At 35.9% G+C, this 18831-nt stretch carries 19 protein-coding genes and 1 pseudogene; 2 read left to right on the top strand and 18 right to left on the bottom strand.

Features of this window, described 5'->3' with window-relative positions; translation table 11 throughout:
• Positions 1-39 precede the first annotated feature (39 nt).
• From ACZ427_RS08255 to prsW, 11 genes are all read right to left on the bottom strand, one after another.
• Positions 40-1077 (bottom strand): NAD(P)H-dependent glycerol-3-phosphate dehydrogenase, encoded by a 1038-nt coding sequence (locus ACZ427_RS08255; RefSeq protein WP_461177857.1) that lies wholly within the window; start codon positions 1075-1077, stop codon positions 40-42.
• 15 nt (positions 1078-1092) lie between these two features.
• Positions 1093-2403 carry a ribosome biogenesis GTPase Der gene (der, locus tag ACZ427_RS08260; RefSeq protein WP_461177856.1) on the bottom strand — a complete coding sequence of 437 codons (1311 nt, stop codon included), beginning with the start codon at positions 2401-2403 and terminating at the stop codon, positions 1093-1095.
• 82 nt (positions 2404-2485) lie between these two features.
• Positions 2486-2668 carry a capping complex subunit for YIEGIA gene (locus tag ACZ427_RS08265; protein WP_461177873.1) on the bottom strand — a complete coding sequence of 61 codons (183 nt, stop codon included), beginning with the start codon at positions 2666-2668 and terminating at the stop codon, positions 2486-2488.
• Positions 2668-3564: a YIEGIA family protein gene (locus ACZ427_RS08270; protein ID WP_461177855.1), complete on the bottom strand. Its 897-nt coding sequence runs from the start codon at positions 3562-3564 to the stop codon at positions 2668-2670. Before ACZ427_RS08270 ends, ACZ427_RS08265 begins: the two co-directional genes overlap by 1 nt.
• A 91-nt stretch (positions 3565-3655) precedes the next feature.
• Positions 3656-4177 (bottom strand): YphA family membrane protein, encoded by a 522-nt coding sequence (locus tag ACZ427_RS08275; protein ID WP_464883556.1) that lies wholly within the window; start codon positions 4175-4177, stop codon positions 3656-3658.
• An 80-nt stretch (positions 4178-4257) separates the two neighbouring features.
• The gene (rpsA, locus tag ACZ427_RS08280; protein WP_461177853.1) at positions 4258-5388 is read right to left on the bottom strand and encodes a 30S ribosomal protein S1; all 1131 of its coding nucleotides are present in this window, start codon (positions 5386-5388) and stop codon (positions 4258-4260) included.
• Between the two features lie 153 nt (positions 5389-5541).
• The gene (locus ACZ427_RS08285; protein WP_461177852.1) at positions 5542-6126 is read right to left on the bottom strand and encodes a lysophospholipid acyltransferase family protein; all 585 of its coding nucleotides are present in this window, start codon (positions 6124-6126) and stop codon (positions 5542-5544) included.
• Between the two features lie 29 nt (positions 6127-6155).
• On the bottom strand, positions 6156-6836 hold the full coding sequence (cmk, locus tag ACZ427_RS08290; protein WP_461177851.1) for a (d)CMP kinase: 681 nt from the start codon (positions 6834-6836) through the stop codon (positions 6156-6158).
• Positions 6837-7194: 358 nt separating this feature from the next.
• On the bottom strand, positions 7195-8529 hold the full coding sequence (gene ypeB / locus ACZ427_RS08295; RefSeq protein ID WP_461177850.1) for a germination protein YpeB: 1335 nt from the start codon (positions 8527-8529) through the stop codon (positions 7195-7197).
• Between the two features lie 15 nt (positions 8530-8544).
• On the bottom strand, positions 8545-9372 hold the full coding sequence (gene sleB, locus ACZ427_RS08300) for a spore cortex-lytic enzyme (RefSeq protein ID WP_461177849.1): 828 nt from the start codon (positions 9370-9372) through the stop codon (positions 8545-8547).
• 253 nt (positions 9373-9625) lie between these two features.
• Positions 9626-10303, bottom strand: coding sequence for a glutamic-type intramembrane protease PrsW (gene prsW, locus ACZ427_RS08305; protein WP_461177848.1), 678 nt, complete (start codon positions 10301-10303; stop codon positions 9626-9628).
• 85 nt (positions 10304-10388) lie between these two features.
• On the opposite strand from prsW, the gene ACZ427_RS08310 reads away from it, so the two are divergent.
• The gene (locus ACZ427_RS08310) at positions 10389-11357 is read left to right on the top strand and encodes an asparaginase (protein ID WP_461177872.1); all 969 of its coding nucleotides are present in this window, start codon (positions 10389-10391) and stop codon (positions 11355-11357) included.
• 27 nt (positions 11358-11384) lie between these two features.
• On the opposite strand, the gene ACZ427_RS08315 is transcribed toward ACZ427_RS08310, so the two are convergent.
• The 7 genes from ACZ427_RS08315 to ACZ427_RS08345 all read right to left on the bottom strand — a co-directional run bounded on the left by ACZ427_RS08315 (position 11385) and on the right by ACZ427_RS08345 (position 18326).
• Positions 11385-12371, bottom strand: coding sequence for a YpdA family putative bacillithiol disulfide reductase (locus tag ACZ427_RS08315; protein ID WP_461177847.1), 987 nt, complete (start codon positions 12369-12371; stop codon positions 11385-11387).
• Positions 12372-12481: 110 nt separating this feature from the next.
• Positions 12482-13762 carry a Glu/Leu/Phe/Val family dehydrogenase gene (locus tag ACZ427_RS08320; protein WP_461177846.1) on the bottom strand — a complete coding sequence of 427 codons (1281 nt, stop codon included), beginning with the start codon at positions 13760-13762 and terminating at the stop codon, positions 12482-12484.
• 256 nt (positions 13763-14018) lie between these two features.
• Entirely contained in the window at positions 14019-14597 is a 579-nt protein-coding gene (locus tag ACZ427_RS08325; RefSeq protein WP_461177845.1) for a genetic competence negative regulator, read from the bottom strand.
• 208 nt (positions 14598-14805) lie between these two features.
• Entirely contained in the window at positions 14806-15144 is a 339-nt protein-coding gene (locus ACZ427_RS08330; RefSeq protein ID WP_461177844.1) for a hypothetical protein, read from the bottom strand.
• Positions 15145-15157: 13 nt separating this feature from the next.
• Positions 15158-15724, bottom strand: a complete 567-nt coding sequence (locus ACZ427_RS08335) for a lysostaphin resistance A-like protein (RefSeq protein WP_464883557.1) — start codon at positions 15722-15724, stop codon at positions 15158-15160.
• Positions 15721-17262, bottom strand: coding sequence for a RecQ family ATP-dependent DNA helicase (locus tag ACZ427_RS08340; protein WP_461177842.1), 1542 nt, complete (start codon positions 17260-17262; stop codon positions 15721-15723). The genes ACZ427_RS08335 and ACZ427_RS08340 overlap by 4 nt, the downstream gene beginning before the upstream one ends.
• Before the next feature lie 14 nt (positions 17263-17276).
• Complete coding sequence (locus ACZ427_RS08345; RefSeq protein ID WP_461177841.1) at positions 17277-18326, bottom strand: YpbB family protein; 1050 nt, start codon at positions 18324-18326, stop codon at positions 17277-17279.
• A gap of 134 nt (positions 18327-18460) precedes the next feature.
• On the opposite strand from ACZ427_RS08345, the pseudogene ACZ427_RS08350 reads away from it, so the two are divergent.
• Positions 18461-18714 (top strand): annotated as a pseudogene (locus tag ACZ427_RS08350) (ferredoxin).
• Positions 18715-18831: the final 117 nt, after the last annotated feature.

The following is an 18831-nucleotide window of genomic DNA, read 5'->3' on the forward strand; positions in this document are numbered from 1 at the left end:
GTTAATTCAACATATTATATGCAAGAGGGATGCTCCCTGTTATTGTGCGTAACGCTCTGTTAATAACTTTGCAAGATCGTCCATTTCCTCGCGCTTTGTTCTGTTCATGAGTTGTTCCACAACATCTTTCGGGGCTTTTTCTTCAAATAATATTTGATGGAGTCCGGAAGTTACCGGCATTTCCACTTGTTGCTCCATAGCAAATTGATGTGCAGCTTTAACAGTCCTTACACCTTCAACAACCATTCCCATTTCTTCTAGCACTTCATCCAGTTTATGGCCTTTACCCAACAAGTTTCCAGCACGCCAATTCCTGCTATGTGTACTGGTGCAGGTTACAATTAAGTCACCAACTCCTGATAATCCTAAAAAACTAAGTGGGTTTGCGCCCATAGAAGCCCCTAACCGGGCTAATTCTGCCAATCCTCTTGTTATGAGTGCTGCTTTGGCATTATCACCATATCCCAGTCCATCCGAGATTCCCGCGCCAAGGGCAATGATATTTTTCAATGCTCCGCCAAATTCTATTCCTAGAAGATCCGGGCTTGTATATACACGAAAAGCTTCATTAATGAATAAATCCTGAGCATGTTCTGCATTGCTTTCATTAAGGGAAGACACTGTGACGGTTGTTGGTTGCCTTAAAGCAACTTCTTCAGCATGGCTCGGTCCAGACAATACGACGATGTCTTCATATTTGTATTGATGCATTTCCTCACTAATCATCTCTGAAACTCTTTTTAATGTAACAGGTTCAATTCCTTTGGAAGCATGTATCAGCATTGGCTCATGTTGAAGCACTTCATTTAGCTGCTTACACACATCGCGTATGGCTTTCGTAGGCACTACAATCACGATTGCATTTACATCCCGTACTGCTTCTTCCATCTTATGAAAAGCCTTGATTTTTTCTGGGATTTCAGCATCCAGATAACTCTCATTCCGATGTTTGTTATTGATGGAATCAACTTGGCTCTTACGGTGTGACCACAACCGTACATTATGACCATTATCTGAAAGAACGATACTTAATGCTGTTCCCCAGCTCCCTGCGCCTAATACTGCAATATTTGTCATAAGACTCTCCCCCCTTTATTGTCTTCTTCTTGCAAATATTTTTATTGGTGTTCCTACAAATCCAAATGCATCTCTGATTTTATTCTCTAAAAATCGCTTGTATGAAAAATGCATTAATTCAGGGTCATTGACAAACACCACAAAACTAGGTGGTTTGACACCCACTTGTGTAGCATACAATACCTTTAATCTTCTTCCTTTTACCGTTGGTGTCGGGTTCATAGCCAGTGCATCCATAATGACATCATTCAAGACATTTGTAGGTACCCGTTTAGAGTGGTTCTCACTTGCCAATTTTATTGATGGGATTAAAGTATGCAACCTTTTCCTGGTTTTTGCAGAAAGAAATACAACAGGTGCATAATCTAAATACTGAAAATGCGCGCGTACATTAGTCTCAAATTCCTTCATCGTTTTTTCACCAGCTGTGATAGTATCCCATTTATTTACAACAATAACAATGGCACGTCCTGCCTCATGTGCATAACCTGCAATCTTTTTATCCTGTTCTCTAATTCCAGTTTCAGCATCAATTAAAACAAGAACGACATCTGAACGTTCAATTGCTTTTAACGCTCGTAAGACACTGTATTTTTCTGTTGTTTCATAAACTTTCCCCCGTTTACGCATACCCGCTGTATCAATAATGACGAAATCCTGTCCCTCTTTGTGTAAGTTAGTATCCGTTGCTTCCCTTGTCGTCCCTTCTACTTCACTGACGATTACACGTTCTTCATTTAACATGGCATTGACCAAAGATGATTTCCCAACATTTGGCCGTCCGATTAGACTGAAATAAATAGTATCTTCATTTTCTTCTTCTTCACTTTTTTCCGGAAAATGATGAACCACTTCATCCAAAAGATCGCCCAGGCCTAATCCGTGAGAACCGGAAATTGGGTAAGGCTCACCAAATCCCAATGAATAATATTCATAAATATTTTCACGCATTTCAGGATTATCAATTTTATTTACTCCAAGTACAATTGGTTTGTTTGATTTAAATAACAGTTTTGCCACTTCGTCATCAGCCGCTGTAATCCCTTCTCTTCCATTAACTAAAAAGACAATCACATCAGCTTCATTAATTGCTATTTCAGCTTGATGACGCATCTGAACCAATAAAGGCTCATCTCCGATTTCTATTCCACCGGTATCAATAAGATTAAATGTATGTGTTAACCATTCTGCTTGTGCATAGATTCTGTCTCTTGTTACTCCAGGTATATCTTCTACAATTGAAATTCTTTCACCGACTAATCTATTAAATATTGTTGATTTTCCAACATTGGGTCTCCCCACAATAGCTACAACTGATTTCCTCATGAAAGGAACATCCTTTCTCTATACGTTCATTTTCCTAGCATTAATACATTTTAGCAAATGTAGAAGATATTAACAATTGTTTTCAGTGCTTCACAATAATAAAGACTTCATCGCTAAGCGAATGTGCTATCCCATCAGTAATTGCTTCCAGATTCGCAGCAAATTCTTCTAATTCCTTGGCATTATTACAAAAAAAGGTCGGTGCACCACCTGAAATTCTTGTTCTGTTTGTTGTAATTACTGCTAATATAGCTTTTTCTAACATCAAGGGTTATTCTCCTCCTTATTATGTGACTTAGATTCTGAAGGCATTCGAATCGCATTTTCCAGCACAGGAACCGCTCCTATGATGTCAATAGCTTTATTTACATCCCTTACTTGTGGAAGAATGAAAATGCCTATACGTCCATCATCCAGATCACGTTTGATTAATGGTGTTAAAGCAGGGGTCCCGGAATCTCGAAAGACTCCCAAAGATATGGAAACATCATACAATATGGCCTGCCGTTGACCAAAATTTGCAATCGTAGTAATTACATTCATATTTTTGGGGACTAACACAAATCCCATTCCATATTTAAGGATCTCCTCCTGTCTCTCAGCAATCCCGATATTCATAATATAAATATTATCAACATAGAGCCCTGCACCTTCGAAATGCAGATCTTTGTGCTCAATATCAACGATATCTTTTATTGTGGAACCACTCATCAACATCCTTCCAATGATTAAACATGCTATTGTACTTATAACAGCTAAATATAGATTCCAAACAATAAAAACGAGCGTAGCAATCAAAGCTGTGAAAATAACAATATAATTTCTGCTTTCAAATGAAATAGCTATTCCTTCGATATATGTGTTTCCACGTGAAACCAATTCAAATCCATCAACTTCAGTTAACGTATTTCTCTCCATGTTCCTTACGTCCCTGAACTGAGTTGCAGCAACAGTTAATAAGGTGATTGCAGTAAACTCCATTTCCATAATGGCTGGAACAGCAAGAGCACCTAGCGACGCAGCTATAAACCCAAGAGACAAGTGAATAGTTTTACCGTGCAAATATGTAGGGTACTGCCTATAATCAGTCTTCAACATAATAATTCTTGCCAGTGTCCCACTAATAATCCCGAAGATAATCGGGAGTAAATATTCATTCATTTTACCACCCCGGATTCCTGTTTATAATTATGTAAGAATGAAAATACCTTGTGTGTCCCTTTATGTAGTATGTCTGTAAAGATAAGTATTACTACAATAAATAATAAATTATCAAAAAAACGAGTTCACCCACTGCTACGTTAATACCATAACTTTTCAACGTGAGACCATAAATCAACTCACCACAGGAGACGCCTAGCAAGCAAACTCCGATTTGACTGTAAATTCCTCTGACTAATATGATGATCAACAAAAAAAGAATAAATGAAATGAGAATGATTCTAGGCAAAAAAACCCACGCAGGAGAACTTTGCTCCCAAAATCTTACTGCTGCATATCCAATCATGATTGTGAAGGTTGAAATTAAGAGGTACACTGGATTCGGAAGTCTGACAAGCAAAAGAGTGGCACCAAATACAACTACTATAAATGTAAGTGAAAGGGAATAACTTAGAACGGGGACATAAATCTTTGAACAGACAATGGATATTAATATCCAACAGGCCAAAAGCGTTCTTCCATTATTTTTTTCCATTAAAAAAGTTACAACAATCCAGAAAGTCCAGCTAAACCAATAAAATAAAAAACCACTTACCACAATATCACCTTCCATTAGGCATTATTACTAAGTAACAAAGGTTTTATACTAAAAAAAGGCTCTTCCGAGATAGGAAGAGCCTAGTAAAATTCATTTTATTTATATTTATTAAGTTTGTCACCGAGTAAGTCACCAAGCTGGAATCCGGACTGCTCCTCATCCTTTTCATATTGTTTATAGTCCTTAGCTTCCTGTTCCTGCTCCAATTCTTTTATACTTAAAGATATACGTTCTTCTTTTTCATTTACATCCAATACTTTAACTTTCACTTGCTGGCCAATTTCAAGCACTTCCTGTGGAGTTCCGATATGCCGGTTTGCGATTTGTGAAATATGGACAAGTCCTTCTACTCCAGGCTGTACTTCCACAAATGCCCCGAAGTTTACCAAGCGTTTAACAGTTCCTTCCAGTATATCACCTGATGATACACGGTCCCCGATATCAGCCCATGGCCCAGGGAGGGTACTTTTATGTGATAAAGAAATACGTTCATTATCGCGATCTACGGATAATATTGCAACTTGAATTTTATCGCCTTCTGAGACTACGTCAGATGCGTTCTCTACATGCTCGTGAGCAAGTTGGGATATATGGACAAGTCCATCTACACCACCGATATCAACAAATACTCCAAAGTTTGTCAAACGTTGCACTGTACCTTCCAATACTTGTCCTTCTTCCAATGATTGGAGAACTTCATTTTTTTGTTCCTTAGCTTCGTCTTCTACTACTGCTCTGTGTGATAGTATAATCCTGTTTTGCTCTTTATTTAAATCAGCAATTTTAACAGTTAAGGTTTTGTTTTTGTAATCGGAAAAATCGTCAACGAAATAAGTTTCTACCAGTGATGCCGGAATAAATCCGCGAACACCCACATCAACAACCAATCCGCCTTTTACAATTTCTTTTATTTCCGTTTCAAATACTTCATTGTTATTATATTTTTCTTCCAGATCCCTCCATGCTTTATCTGCATCTACTGCTTTTTTGGAAAGAACTACTTCATCGTCATCTACTTTTTTCACTTTTAATGTAAGTGTTTCCCCCTCTTTCACTACATCGCTGGTGAATTCTACATGTAGACTTGATAGTTCACTTATCGGAAGTATACCTTCTGTTTTATACCCTACATCAACAAGAACCTGTTTTTCTTCCACTTTTACAACCGTTCCAGTTACAGTATCTCCTACATTTAATTCTACTAATTCATTGTTTAATTCACTCATTTACATTGCCCTCCTATATACAGTTCAAAACCACAATGATTATCACTTGTTATCATTGGTATTTTCTGTAAGTTTACGAATTATTGATGAAACAATAAAAATCCTCTTTTTTATAACTTCTAATAATTACAATTATTTGTCAAGTAAAGTTGTTTATGATTGATGATTTTCTTTAAGGATTTTTATTTCTGACATAATACCTTCAGCAGTTTCCTTTGCCGAAGCTTTTGATGTCCGATAAGACTCTATGTCCATTGGTTTACCATATATAACTGTGAGTCTTTTACCAACTTTGTATGACCCGATAATAGCACATGGTATGATAACAGCCTTAGAACGTAACGCAAAAAAACCAGCACCTGCCAATGGCTGTCCAAGTTCCCCAGTTTTACTTCTGGTACCCTCGGGAAACAGACCTAAGGTTTCATTGTTTTTTAAAATTTCAAGACCTTTTCGTAAAGCATTCCGATCACTCAATCCCCGTTTCACAGGAAATGCATGGATGCCCAATAATAACTTGCCCAAAAAACGCTTTTCGAACAATTCACCCTTTGCCATAAAATAAATATCTCTTGGTGATGTGATACCGACCACAGGCGGATCGAGATTGGAAATGTGATTGGAACAAATAATAACAGGCCCATTCTTTGGTACATTTTCTTTGCCGATTATTTTAATGCGATACAAGGGAAAAAATATAACAGCAACTACATATTTCGCTACTTTATAAAGACTCATATTCACACCCCTTCAATGATGTATTTTATTTAACCATTCATTATTTTTGAAACTTCTATCAGAATTTTTTCAGCTACCTCGCTGATTGTCAAGGATGTGGTGTCAATTTCCAAAGCCCCTTCTGCTTTTAGTAATGGAGAAGCTTCACGTTCGGAATCGATAAGATCTCTTTGTTCAATTTCCTTTCTTAATTCCTCCATATCAGATGAAAAACCTTTTTTCAGGTTTTCTTTATATCTTCGTTTTGCTCGTTCTTCTACGGTTGCAATAAGGAATATTTTCACTTCAGCATCAGGAAGAACATGCGTACCAATATCTCTGCCGTCCATTACAACACCACGATCTACTGCTAAAGCCTGTTGCCTTTCGACCATTTCCTTTCTTACAACTGAATGCTTGGCAACAAATGAAACATTATTCGTAACATTTTGGGAACGAATTTCTAATGTTACATCATCATTATCCAATAATACGATTTGACCCTCGTCACTTTGGCTTAATCTAATATCTGTTTTGCTCAGTAATTCAAGTAAAGATTTTTCATTATTCAAATCAACATTATTTTGAATGGCCTTAAGGGTTAAGGCGCGATACATTGCTCCCGTGTCTATGTAAATATAAGAAAGTTCTTCTGCTACCATTTTCGCTACTGTACTTTTCCCAGCTGCGGCGGGTCCGTCAATTGCTATTGCCAGTTCATTTTGTTTCATAGATCCAAGTCATCCCTCTCGATTTTCAAATAAAAGTTATGCAAAGAACATAAGTAAAAACCTGACGCAAAATGCCAAGCTTTTGTTTAAGCATGCGCTTTATAAATCATAACATACCTTATAAAAAATAGTATATTACTTTCTCTGCAGATAAGAAAGCATAAATGTTTTATTCTTCAGCCTCCGTCTGGATATATTTAAATTCGCCATACCTATAATTATTACAGTAAAATTTAGAAAACTTGGCTTTTGCTAAGCCTTTTTGGCAAAAGCCTCAGATTGCGCTTATGCAGTTGTTTTCACACAAAAATTTTATGCTTTCTTAACTGCAAAAAAAGAGAAAGGCATAAGCCTCTCCCTAATATATACCTGCATAATTTATCTCTTTACCATCCAATTTTTCCACTTTTTCTTCGCTTCCATCCATTGCATTAATAAAAATTCTATATGTTTCATTGTCTAATGTTCCTAGAAATTCGTAAGTCAATACTTCATCACCCAAGTCATTATCGATTACAGCCAGGAATTCTTCCTGTATCTCCACATTGGGATTTACCCTTTCTTTCGCTTCTGATTCGGTAATTTCCGGTTCTGGAATATCTCTGTCTGAATGATTCATAAAATAGTTTCTTGCCGTAAAACCGAGAATGTCTCCATTATCCAATCCAACTTTAATTTCCATCGCATCGGAGTAAACCCGCACATCGTCTTGTGTGTATAAGAAGGAATAAACACCAATATTATCATATTCACTGCTATCAAATAACTCCAATTCATCAAATTCAAATTGTTCCAAATAGGTTTCAGCCTTCTTCATTCCTTCATTTAAGCTCAATTTTTTTTCATTTATCGTTCGATCTACCAAGAATGTAAGCGGATGACCTCCTTGGACAGACATATCCATATACGCTCTCTTCTCTCCATTATGGTAGGAAATACTGTACATTGGTATGTCAGATCCTTCACCGCTTTCTGTAATGTTGAAATTTTGTTTATTGTTAACATTAAATAGTTCCTTGGCACGATTCAATGCCTCTTCTTCGCTAATGTCATTTCCATTTAAAGATTTAAACTCGTGCTCTTTTGAAGAAGTTCCTGTTATTGCATTGCTCTCAGAAAATCCTTCCACTTTCTTTTCCACTGTTTTTAATCCATCGATGATTGTATTGTCCATTTGCTCATCTTCATTAGCTAAAGCTAGCTGAACATCCATCCAGCGTAAATTATTATCTAAGGCAACATGCTGGACTTGACGCAGTTCATCTTTAATATCTCCAGATTGCTTGTACAACTGTTCCAGTGACTCTGTTTCTTCTTCTGATAGTGGTTCATCTTTCAGGTTTCTTACGGCTGTTCGATAGGTAAAGTCTCCAATATCGGATAAGAATTCTTCCGTTTTGTTAAATGGTAGTAATCCTAATGGCAGCTGTCCAACATCTGCTAGTGCTTCAGAAGTTAATCGCCATATATCCACTAATTTTGGTGAAAGTCTTGTATCTGAATTCATAGCTAAAGCCGTTCCAATCTCATCATGCATAAGGTCCATCCGATAGGAAAGTTCGTGAAACGCACGCTGGTAATTATTCTCTGCCTGGATTAATACGGCGTTCTTTTCCTGGTGTTCTTGATATCCCCAAAAAGCAGTTCCTGCAACTCCAATTGACAGAATCGCTATTAATATCCATCGAATCATAAGGATCACACCTTTCTATTTACAAAATATATGTTTTCCAATTTTTTTAATTTGCGGTCTTGACCATATCCAATCTGAGGTAGCAGTCACCGGATTAAAATAATATTCTGCATTTCCAGAAGGATCCCAGCCATTAATTGCATCTAATACAGCCTGCTTTGCCGTCTCATTAGGCGTTAGCCAAATCTGCCCATCCGCCACTGCTGTAAAGGCTCGTGGCTCAAATATCACTCCTGACACTGTATTAGGAAACGTTGAGCTTTCCACACGATTTAAAATTACCGCTGCAACTGCAACCTGTCCGACATACGGTTCTCCTCTGGCCTCTCCATGAACAGCATTTGCCATTAATTGAATATCATTTTGTGAATACCCCTGCGGAACATTTACGGCAGTATTATTCGTTGTTTCCGCATTTGTATTGGTATCTCCTCCACTATCACCCGAAGAAGATTGATTTTGGTTATCTGTTCCCCCATAATGTGTAAATTCTTTTCCCTGATTAATCTGATCCTTTACATAACCTTCATCATAATTACTTACCTGTGTAAGTTTCTGTTTTGTAGTCTCCCCTGCTAAACCGTCTATTTCCATCCCAAATTCATACTGAAAGTTTCGAAGTGCCCAGTAGGTTCCCCATCCAAAAACACCATCAATGTTTCCGTTATAAAAACCTAAATATTGCAATCTGGCTTGCAGTTCGATAACATCTTCACCAACAGCACCCTGCTGAATTACTTGTTCACTAAAAGCCGCAGCTGGCTTTGGCGAAAATGAAGATTGCAGTCCTATAAATAAAAAACATAGGAAAATCATTGAGAGCATCAGTTTTTTATAGGTCATTTTAAATCCTCCTGCTTATCCATTGTATTTCTAATACCTATTTTTCGAATAAATACCTTTTTTATTCATAAATAAATGATTGACTTACGAAAGATGCTATATTTCAAATTTGATATAGATTGATCGACGGTAGGTTATAGCCGGATCCTCCTGTTACATTTGAACGTTTTATCTTAAAATATTAGAATCCTTGGTATGAACTTATGTAATAAGAATCAAGAAAAAATCCCCTGTATTTAATATACAGAGGATTTCAGGCGTGCTGTTTATTGTTTTGTCGGTTGGAGTGTGAATGTTGAAGATTTGCCATTCTTACTCGCCTTAATCCCATCCACCATAAAATAATCATAAAGGGAGCGAGCAGGTACAACCAATTACTTGATAAAGATTTCAAAATATAATTATATATTCCATGCAAAAAGAACGGAATCAGGAATGCCAGGGCAATGTTTCTCCTTATATGATGTTTTGAAACTTTCGCTTTACCAAAATAATATCCCATTATGACACCAAATAAAGCGTGCGAAGAAACAGGGAACAGTGCTCTTGAAAAAGCATATCCGACCCCATTCGTTAATAAATATAAAACATTTTCCACAGAAGCAAACCCTAAACTCAGGGCAACAGCGTAAACAATACCATCATACTGTTCATCAAATTCCCGGTGGTGATAAATCATATATATAAAAATAAACCATTTGAAAAACTCTTCAATTAATGCAGCAAATAAAAAGGATTGAATGAAATTACTTTCAGTGAGCCCTTCCGTATTTAAGACATACTGAATAAACATAATCGGAAAGACAAGTAATGAACCAGATATAAATATTTTCAAGGTCAATGAAAGGGGCTCCGTAAAGCGGTCTTTCAAATAAATGAAAGACATTAATGCTAATGCTGGAGCAATTCCGGCGGAAAAAACAGCAAACATAGGTTAAACCTCTTTCCAAGTACGTTTCATTTATCGTATCATTATGTAAGCATAATGAAAATAGAAAAAAAGGAAGGTGAATGAATTGAAAGATATACTAATTATACACACTGGTGGAACAATATCCATGCTTGAGGATAAGGAAACTGGTGAAGTAAGCCCCACCAGTCAACACCCTTTAACTGATTTATCTTATCATTTTCAACCCTATGCAAATATTGAAGAACATGTTGAGTTTGACCTTCCTTCACCACATATCACACCACACCATATGTTAAAGCTATCGAAAAAAATCGAAAAGGAAATTCCAGATTACGATGGGATAGTTGTGACACATGGTACAGATACATTGGAAGAAACAGCTTATTTCCTGGATTTGGTTCTTAATACAGATAAACCTGTTATCGTGACAGGAGCAATGAGATCAAGTAATGAGATAGGTTCAGATGCATTATACAATCTCATCAGCTCAGTTAGGGTTGCTGCCGAAGATGAAGCTTTCCATAAAGGCGTGTTGGTTGTGATGAATGATGAAATACATACCGCGAATAATGTTACGAAAACATCAACAAGCAATGTAGCCACTTTCCAAAGCCCGCAATATGGACCAATTGGGATTATCACGAAAGATACAATTATTTTTCATCACACAATTCTGTCGAGAAGCATTCGACAAGTCCATAAAATATCTAAAAATGTATTACTCTTAAAAGCCTATGCCGGCATGGATGAACAAATCCTTAACGCCATACACCAGACACAGCCTGATGGAATTGTAATTGAAGGGCTGGGACAGGGTAATTTACCACAATCAACAATAGAACCACTGAAAAAGATGATAGCAGAACAAATTCCAATAATACTTGTGTCTAGATGTTATCAGGGAATTGTACAGCCTACCTATAGCTATGAAGGCGGTGGAAGACATTTAAAAGAAATGGGTTTAATTTTAGCAAACGATTTAACAGGACCTAAAGCTAGAATAAGATTATTAATCGAATTAGAAGCAACGAGTAACCTTGCATTATTAACGGATGTTTTTAGAGCAACCTAAAAAAATGATAGCAGAATAAAACTGCTATCATTTGTAATTTTCTTTATTGATAATCGCCTCTGCTATTGTTTGTCCATGAAAGCGTCCATTCTCAATAAATATTTTATTATTATTATAACCTGCAGCAACCACTCCAGCTATAAAGATATCGGGAATATTGGTTTCCATGGTATTTTCATTATAATTGGGTTTTCCACTTCTCTCATCGATCGTTATCCCGATTTCTTTAAATAAGTGATAATCAGGCTGATATCCTGTCATTGCAAAGACAAAATCATTTTCAATTTTATATGTCTTTTCATTCACAGAATAGTATACATGATCTTTTGTAATTTTAGTAACTTTTGCATTAAAATCCATATGTACAATACCCTTGCTTACAAGCGAATCAAATTCAGGAAGAATCCATGGTTTTATACTTTCGGAGTATTTACTGCCCCGGTATAACACAGTAACTCTTGCCCCGGCTTTGTGAAGTTCTAGGGTAGCGTCGACAGCTGAGTTTTTCCCCCCAACTACTACAATATCCTTATTATAATATGGGTGTGCTTCTTTAAAATAATGCATTACTTTATTCAAATCTTCGCCAGGGACGTCCATGTAATTAGGCTGGTCATAATATCCGGTAGCGATGATGACATGGTTTGCAATGTATTGATACATTTCATCTGCTTTCGTTTCTGTCTGTATGTGAAAATGCTCTCCCGATTTTTTTACAGAAATAACTTTTTCATATGCATTGACTCTTAAATTCATCCGTTCGGCAACCGTTCTATAATATGCCAACGCCTGATTTCTTACAGGTTTTTGTTTTTCAGTGATAAAAGGAATATCTCCAATCTCCAATTTATCACTGGAACTAAAAAATGTTTGATGTGTGGGGTAATTGTAAATAGTGTTTACAACATTTTCTTTTTCAATAATTAACGGGCTTATTCCATGTTTCTTTAGTTCAATCGCACAAGATAAGCCACATGGACCTCCACCAATAATAATAACTTTTTCACTTTGCAAAAATAGCCACTTCCTTCTTGACTTCGACATTATTTCTATATGGTCTCACAAAAAACTCTTATCTATCTATACATGATAAGAGTTTTTCATCTTGTATTTTTTAATTCATATTAAACCCAGCCACGGAATCTTGATGCTTCTGCCATTTTTCTTACACCAACCATATACGCAGCTAAGCGCATATCTATACGTCTGGTCTTTGCAGTATTATAAATTGAATTGAAGGATTTAATCATAATTTCATGAAGCTTTTTATCAATTTCCTCTTCTGTCCAATAATAACCCTGATTATTTTGTACCCACTCAAAATAAGAGACTGTAACTCCTCCTGCAGAAGCTATTACATCAGGGACCAGAAGAATATCTCTTTCCGTCAATATCTTTGTACCTTCTATTGTAGTAGGACCATTAGCAGCTTCTACAACAATACTCGCCTTAATATTATGTGCATTTTCTGCCGTTATCTGATTTTCAACCGCTGCAGGTACTAAAATATCACAATCTAATTCCAACAGGTCTTTATTGGATATTGTAGTTTTAAATAATTTAGTAACCGTACCAAAACTGTCTCTTCTATCTAGTAAGTAATCGATATCAAGTCCTTCAGGATCATGTAATGCCCCATAAGCGTCTGAAATTCCTACAACTTTCGCTCCGGCATCATTCAAGAACTTTGCCAAAAAGCTCCCTGCATTACCAAACCCTTGCACTACTACTCTTGCACCCTTGACATCAATTCCCTTTTTCTTCGCGGCTTCATTTAGGGCAATTGTAACACCCTTAGCAGTTGCAGACTCTCTTCCATGTGAACCACCAAGAACAATTGGTTTACCTGTGATAAAACCAGGGCTGTTAAATTCATCAATCCTGCTATACTCATCCATCATCCAGGCCATAATTTGTGAATTAGTAAATACATCTGGTGCAGGGATATCCTTTGTTGGACCAACGATTTGACTGATTGCCCTGACATATCCCCTGCTCAAACCTTCAAGTTCACGAAAGGACATTTCACGAGGGTCACAGACAATACCACCTTTTCCTCCTCCATATGGGAGATCAACAATCCCTGCTTTTAAAGTCATCCAGATTGATAAAGCTTTAACCTCTCTTTCCGTAACGTTCGGGTGGAAACGAACTCCCCCTTTTGTAGGGCCTACTGCATCATTATGTTGTGCACGATATCCTGTAAAGACTTTAATGGATCCGTCATCCATACGAACTGGAATTCTTACTGTCATCATTCGAATCGGGTCTTTAAAAAGTTCAAAAACTTCGTCAGGGTAACCCAACTTTTCCAATGCAGTTTTTACAACAGTTCGTGTTGAACTTAAAATATCCATTTTATTATTATCTTCTTTGGTAGAATCTGCTGTTTTATCGGCTACCATGAATTTACCTCCTAGAATATCCATAAGTGTTTTATATATAGATGTACTCAGAGATTAGTATACACCTTCACTATAAATATGCAATAAAATAAAACTGTTTGTGTATTGTCTGTAAATATTGTTTTTTAATGGCTGAGAAGGCTCTCCATAATCAATCATTTTATAAAGGAATCCTCTTTTTCTGTTTGCAATATTTCTCTCTCTGAACGCTTCGTTGAAGGTGACCTTGGCGAGCATCCTTGTGTCAGGGGAATGATTAATAAAAAACCTCAATAATTTGTTTCACGGCATTTGATTGATAAATTTCTTTTCCATATTCTTTTAACCGATGAGAAGTTATAATACTGGGATTGGAGTACTCAGACATAATGGCAATAATGTCTTCCTTATTTTTATTGTATAAATCATTGTCACTTAATAACATATAGTAAAGATTACCCATATGATAAACCTGCCCTCCATTTATCGATAATGCCGACAAATAGGAAGCTAATTGGATTATATCCTCAAAGGTATCAAAGGAAAAGATTAATTCTGCACTTTCATCCAAAGTAACTTTCATTTCAATGAAGTCCTCATCCCAATCTATATTTTCAAATTTCTGTGTAACCATTACATGCATACCCTGTGCTTGCATTAAGTACACATGAACCTGTAACATTCCTTCTAATTCAAATCCAAGCTCAGAACTGGCTTCGTAAAGCATATCGCTAAACAGAACACGGACACTTGACGCATCGTGCCACAAATCCTCTTTCGTAAAGCCCCGTTCGATTAAATCATCAAATGTTAAAAAAATCGTGAACTGATTCTCGGCCACTCTTTCAATACGCATACAGTATCCCCCTTTTATTTGACTAATTGATTTACCATAAAAACATATTTATGACACTCGGCATTAAAGCTGTAATTATCTTTATTATTAATTCTTATTACAGTATATGCCTTTTGTATAATTGTTGAACTCACATATAGTTTTATTCTACTTTATTTTAAAATGGAAGTACATGATAGCGATATCTTTCCCGTGATATCAATGCACATCACATCAATGGATAATAATATATAATCCATTGAAAATTAAATATGTTTATAAACTGAATGAATGCATCTTCCCATACAAAATAAACTCCTGTTATTACACATAAAAGAATAATTATGACAACAAGGAATCTAACCAGAGGAAAATTTATTTTAAAGTGTGTTCGTTTTTTCTTTGTACTATGTATTTCTTTTCTTGGAGGCAAATTTAATACATCAATTTCCTTAAATTCTTTTGTATCGGATTCGTTCTCAGAATTTATATCGTCATTTTGTTCAAGATTTAGAAATTCCTTCGTGTTTTTTTGTGATTCTTTATTTTCATTTCTTCTGTCATTCAATTTAAAAAACACCTCACTTTTTAAAGCGAATAAATAACCCTAATAGGAAGTCAACGGTAAAATGAGCAGCTATTGTCACAGCTAAATTTTCTGTCAATTCGAACATATAACCTATATAAAAACTTACAAATAGTACAGAAATCAGCAAAACAGTTTTTTTCAAATAACGAATGTGAACCAAAGCAAATAAGAAGCTCGCAAATACATAGCCAAAAGTAGTTTGAACAACACCCCTAAATAATATCTCCTCAGAGACGGCCACCATAAAAGAAATAAGTACTATGTAGCGGATGGATTGGTTTTTAAAAATTCTTTCGTTTATACCACCGTCATCATAATATCGTTTTGGAAAAACAAAGATTAGAATCATATCCATAATAACAATGATTAGACCGGTTACAATGCCATAAAGGAGTATTTCCTTTATATCCCATGTAAAGTATAATAGCCAATCCAAAATGTTTTCAAAAAGTAACAAGCTAAGTATAAAACCAATGATCAAAAATATGAACTGTGACCATATTAATTGCTTCGTTAATTCTTCATCTGACAATTGCTTAATTAATTCACTCTGCTTCATCTTTCTTCGCCAATTAATAATAAGTTTTTTAATTTGCTTTGCCATGTACTTGTCATATTTTCATTCCTTGTGATTTCTTCCGGATTCCATTGAGAAAATGAAAAACCGCAATTACTGCAACATTGAAATTTTGCTTCGCTGAATGATGGTTGAAAATTTTTATAAAGATGCTTACGAAGACATTCTTTCTCATGGATCCATACCAACATTTCTGTTAACTTATTCTCCTTCAATTGCTTTCTTGCTGTTATATAATTATTTATTGCTCTGAAAGCTTCGTTCCAGGTTTTTCCATGGTAAGTAATAGTGTTTTCCTTAATGATGCCATGCTTTTCCAATTGATAATGTAAAAATCTCCACTGGATTTCATTTATTTGAAATAGGTTTTCACATTGTACTACATCCCGTGGTAACGGCTCTTGGGTTTCAAATAAGTTTTGCAATTGTTGCATGACAAAATGTAACTCTTCAATGGATGGAAGTTCCTGCTGAATTATCTTTTTTGGAAGATACAAATCATTGTCCGAAAAAAGCAGTAAACTGACACTTGAACCTCCGTCTCTTCCAGCTCTGCCAACCTCCTGTATATACGATTCTATTTGTGTAGTGAGATGGTAATGGATGATCAGCCTGATATTACTTTTATTGATACCCATCCCAAATGCACTTGTACAGCATATGACATCTAGTTGTTGATTCATGAATTGTTGCTGAATGGTTATTCGATCAACCTGTTCCATACCACCGTGGTAGAATGCAATTTTTCGTGTCGGAAGTTTCTCAGAAAGTATTTTTGCTGTAGTTTCTGCAGTTTTTCTACTGGAAAAATAAATTAACACAGGCACTCGATAGTTTTTTAGAAGGTTAATGATGACCGTTTGCTTCTCATAATCATTAGAAACCTTCTGAATAGAGAAAGTGATGTTGTCTCTGTCCATTGGATAGATATGCTTAACAATCCCGGGTCTTTCCAATGAAGTGATAATATCCCGCTGCACATAAGGGGTAGCAGTTGCACTAAGTGCGAGTATCGTGGGGTTATGTAATTTCTCAATAATGACACTTAGCTTTAAATAATCCGGCCGAAATTCATGGCCCCATTGTGAAATACAATGCGCTTCATCAATAACGAATAAATCAACTTTTAATTGTTCCAGGTGTCTGATAACTTCTGTCCTCTGCAATAGTTCCGGAGAAACATAAATTAACTTATATGTATGTAACTTTTTATATACCCGTTTTTTTTCCATCGGATCCATAAAACTGTTTAGTGCAACGACCTCTTTAAAATTTACAGCCTTTAACTGTTTTACCTGATCGAGCATTAATGATATCAATGGTGAAACAACAATTGTGGTGCCTTTTTGCAATCGTGCCGGTAACTGATAGCAAATGGATTTACCTGAACCTGTAGGGAGAATTCCCAATACGTCTTCCCTTCTCATTACGTCTTCTATTATTTCCTTTTGTCCCGGAAGGAAGGAAGTGTAACGGAAATGTTGGTTCAAACTGGCTTCCAATTCAGAATGTGAATTCATTTAATCACCTCATTTCAATAGATTCCCCTGGCAATTACTAAGCGTATTTGAAAATAACTGATATCCTGGTTAACCAGCTGTTTAATATCTTTTAATTTACGGGTTTGTGTTTCATGAATGGCATTAATAATCTCCTCTTGGTGTTCATCACTCACATAGCTATTAATCGGAAATTCTTTATAGTATAGTGCTATTTCCACGATGTGATCATGAATGGTGTTAGCCTTTAATTGCCTTATTCGAGTAATTTGATCAATGCTATAACCCTTGAGTAATAGTTGATAGGTGGTATAAGCCGAACGTGTAATATAGTCATGACTTAATAAGTCTTTGATTAATGTGGTCATAAAAGGAAAACTGTTTTGATTGCTGATAATGTTATCAAGCATTCGATGTATTATTGCCACTAATAACAATTGTACATCTTCCATTGTCAATTGATACTTATCTGCTAACTGATTCAAACTCATTCCGTATTTTTTATAGCCAGTTAACCGGTCAACAAAGATTCCAGCTTCCTGATCGTTCAAATTATCGAGCAAGAGATAAATTTCATCATATAATGCAGGTAACAGGGAAGGTTCTTTGGGTCTCATCCTTTTATAGAATAGCTTGACCCAATTTTCAATATCCGGCTTGTCAATGACAGGAATAAATGAAAAATAGCCCATCTTACTATTCGCCAACGTTTGTATAAGCAATGTTAAACGGTCAAAATAAATATTACCGATTTCATGATATTTCAGTCCTTTGTAATAGTCCAAAGGCAGCTTTTCTTCATGTTCGTAAAGCCATTTTTCTCCCTGTCCAGTAAGCGTATAAGCGGTATTTGAATCTGAGTTATGCTTGATCAAACCATTTTTTAATAATACCATCAGTTTGTTATTGTATTGCGTTTTTGAAACTGATTTATATATACCGTAAAAATTTTCAAGTGAATAGATATGTACGTCCTGAACGGTCTGGATTGATTTTTTTCCTTTAAGTAAATGATAAATAGCTGAACCTGATCGCTCCCCTTGTAAATTTGAACTGCATTTGAGAATAATTCCTTCAATTAACAACGGTATGACTCCTTTAGATGATTTTTAACATTTAAACGCTGACCATTAAATGCATTGAAATACTCAATAATCAGTTTTACAATATATTTAGCAACCTTCAGGAATTTTTACAGAAATTTTAAGGAGAAAACAAGATGCCAAAATACGCAATTGTAGATAAAGAGACATGTATCGCATGCGGGGTTTGTGGAGCCGCCGCCCCTCAACTGTTTGCTTATGATGATGAAGGTGTATCTTTTATCAGATTGGATGGGAACACAGGAACAGTAGAAATCAATAAATATCTGGAAGAAGATATAATTGATGCAAGTAATGGTTGCCCGACGAATTCTGTTAAAATTTGGATAAACCATTTCCTGCTCACTCACGAAAACATGAAGTTGACTAGTTCCACATTCACTTTATTATTATCTTAAGGTGTCATCCGATAAAAGTCAAAAAGAAAAAGTGCTTCTATAAACGGATCCGAAAACACTTTTTCTTCAGCTTTATGCTGCACCTGAAC

This window comes from Virgibacillus ainsalahensis (genome assembly GCF_055380755.1).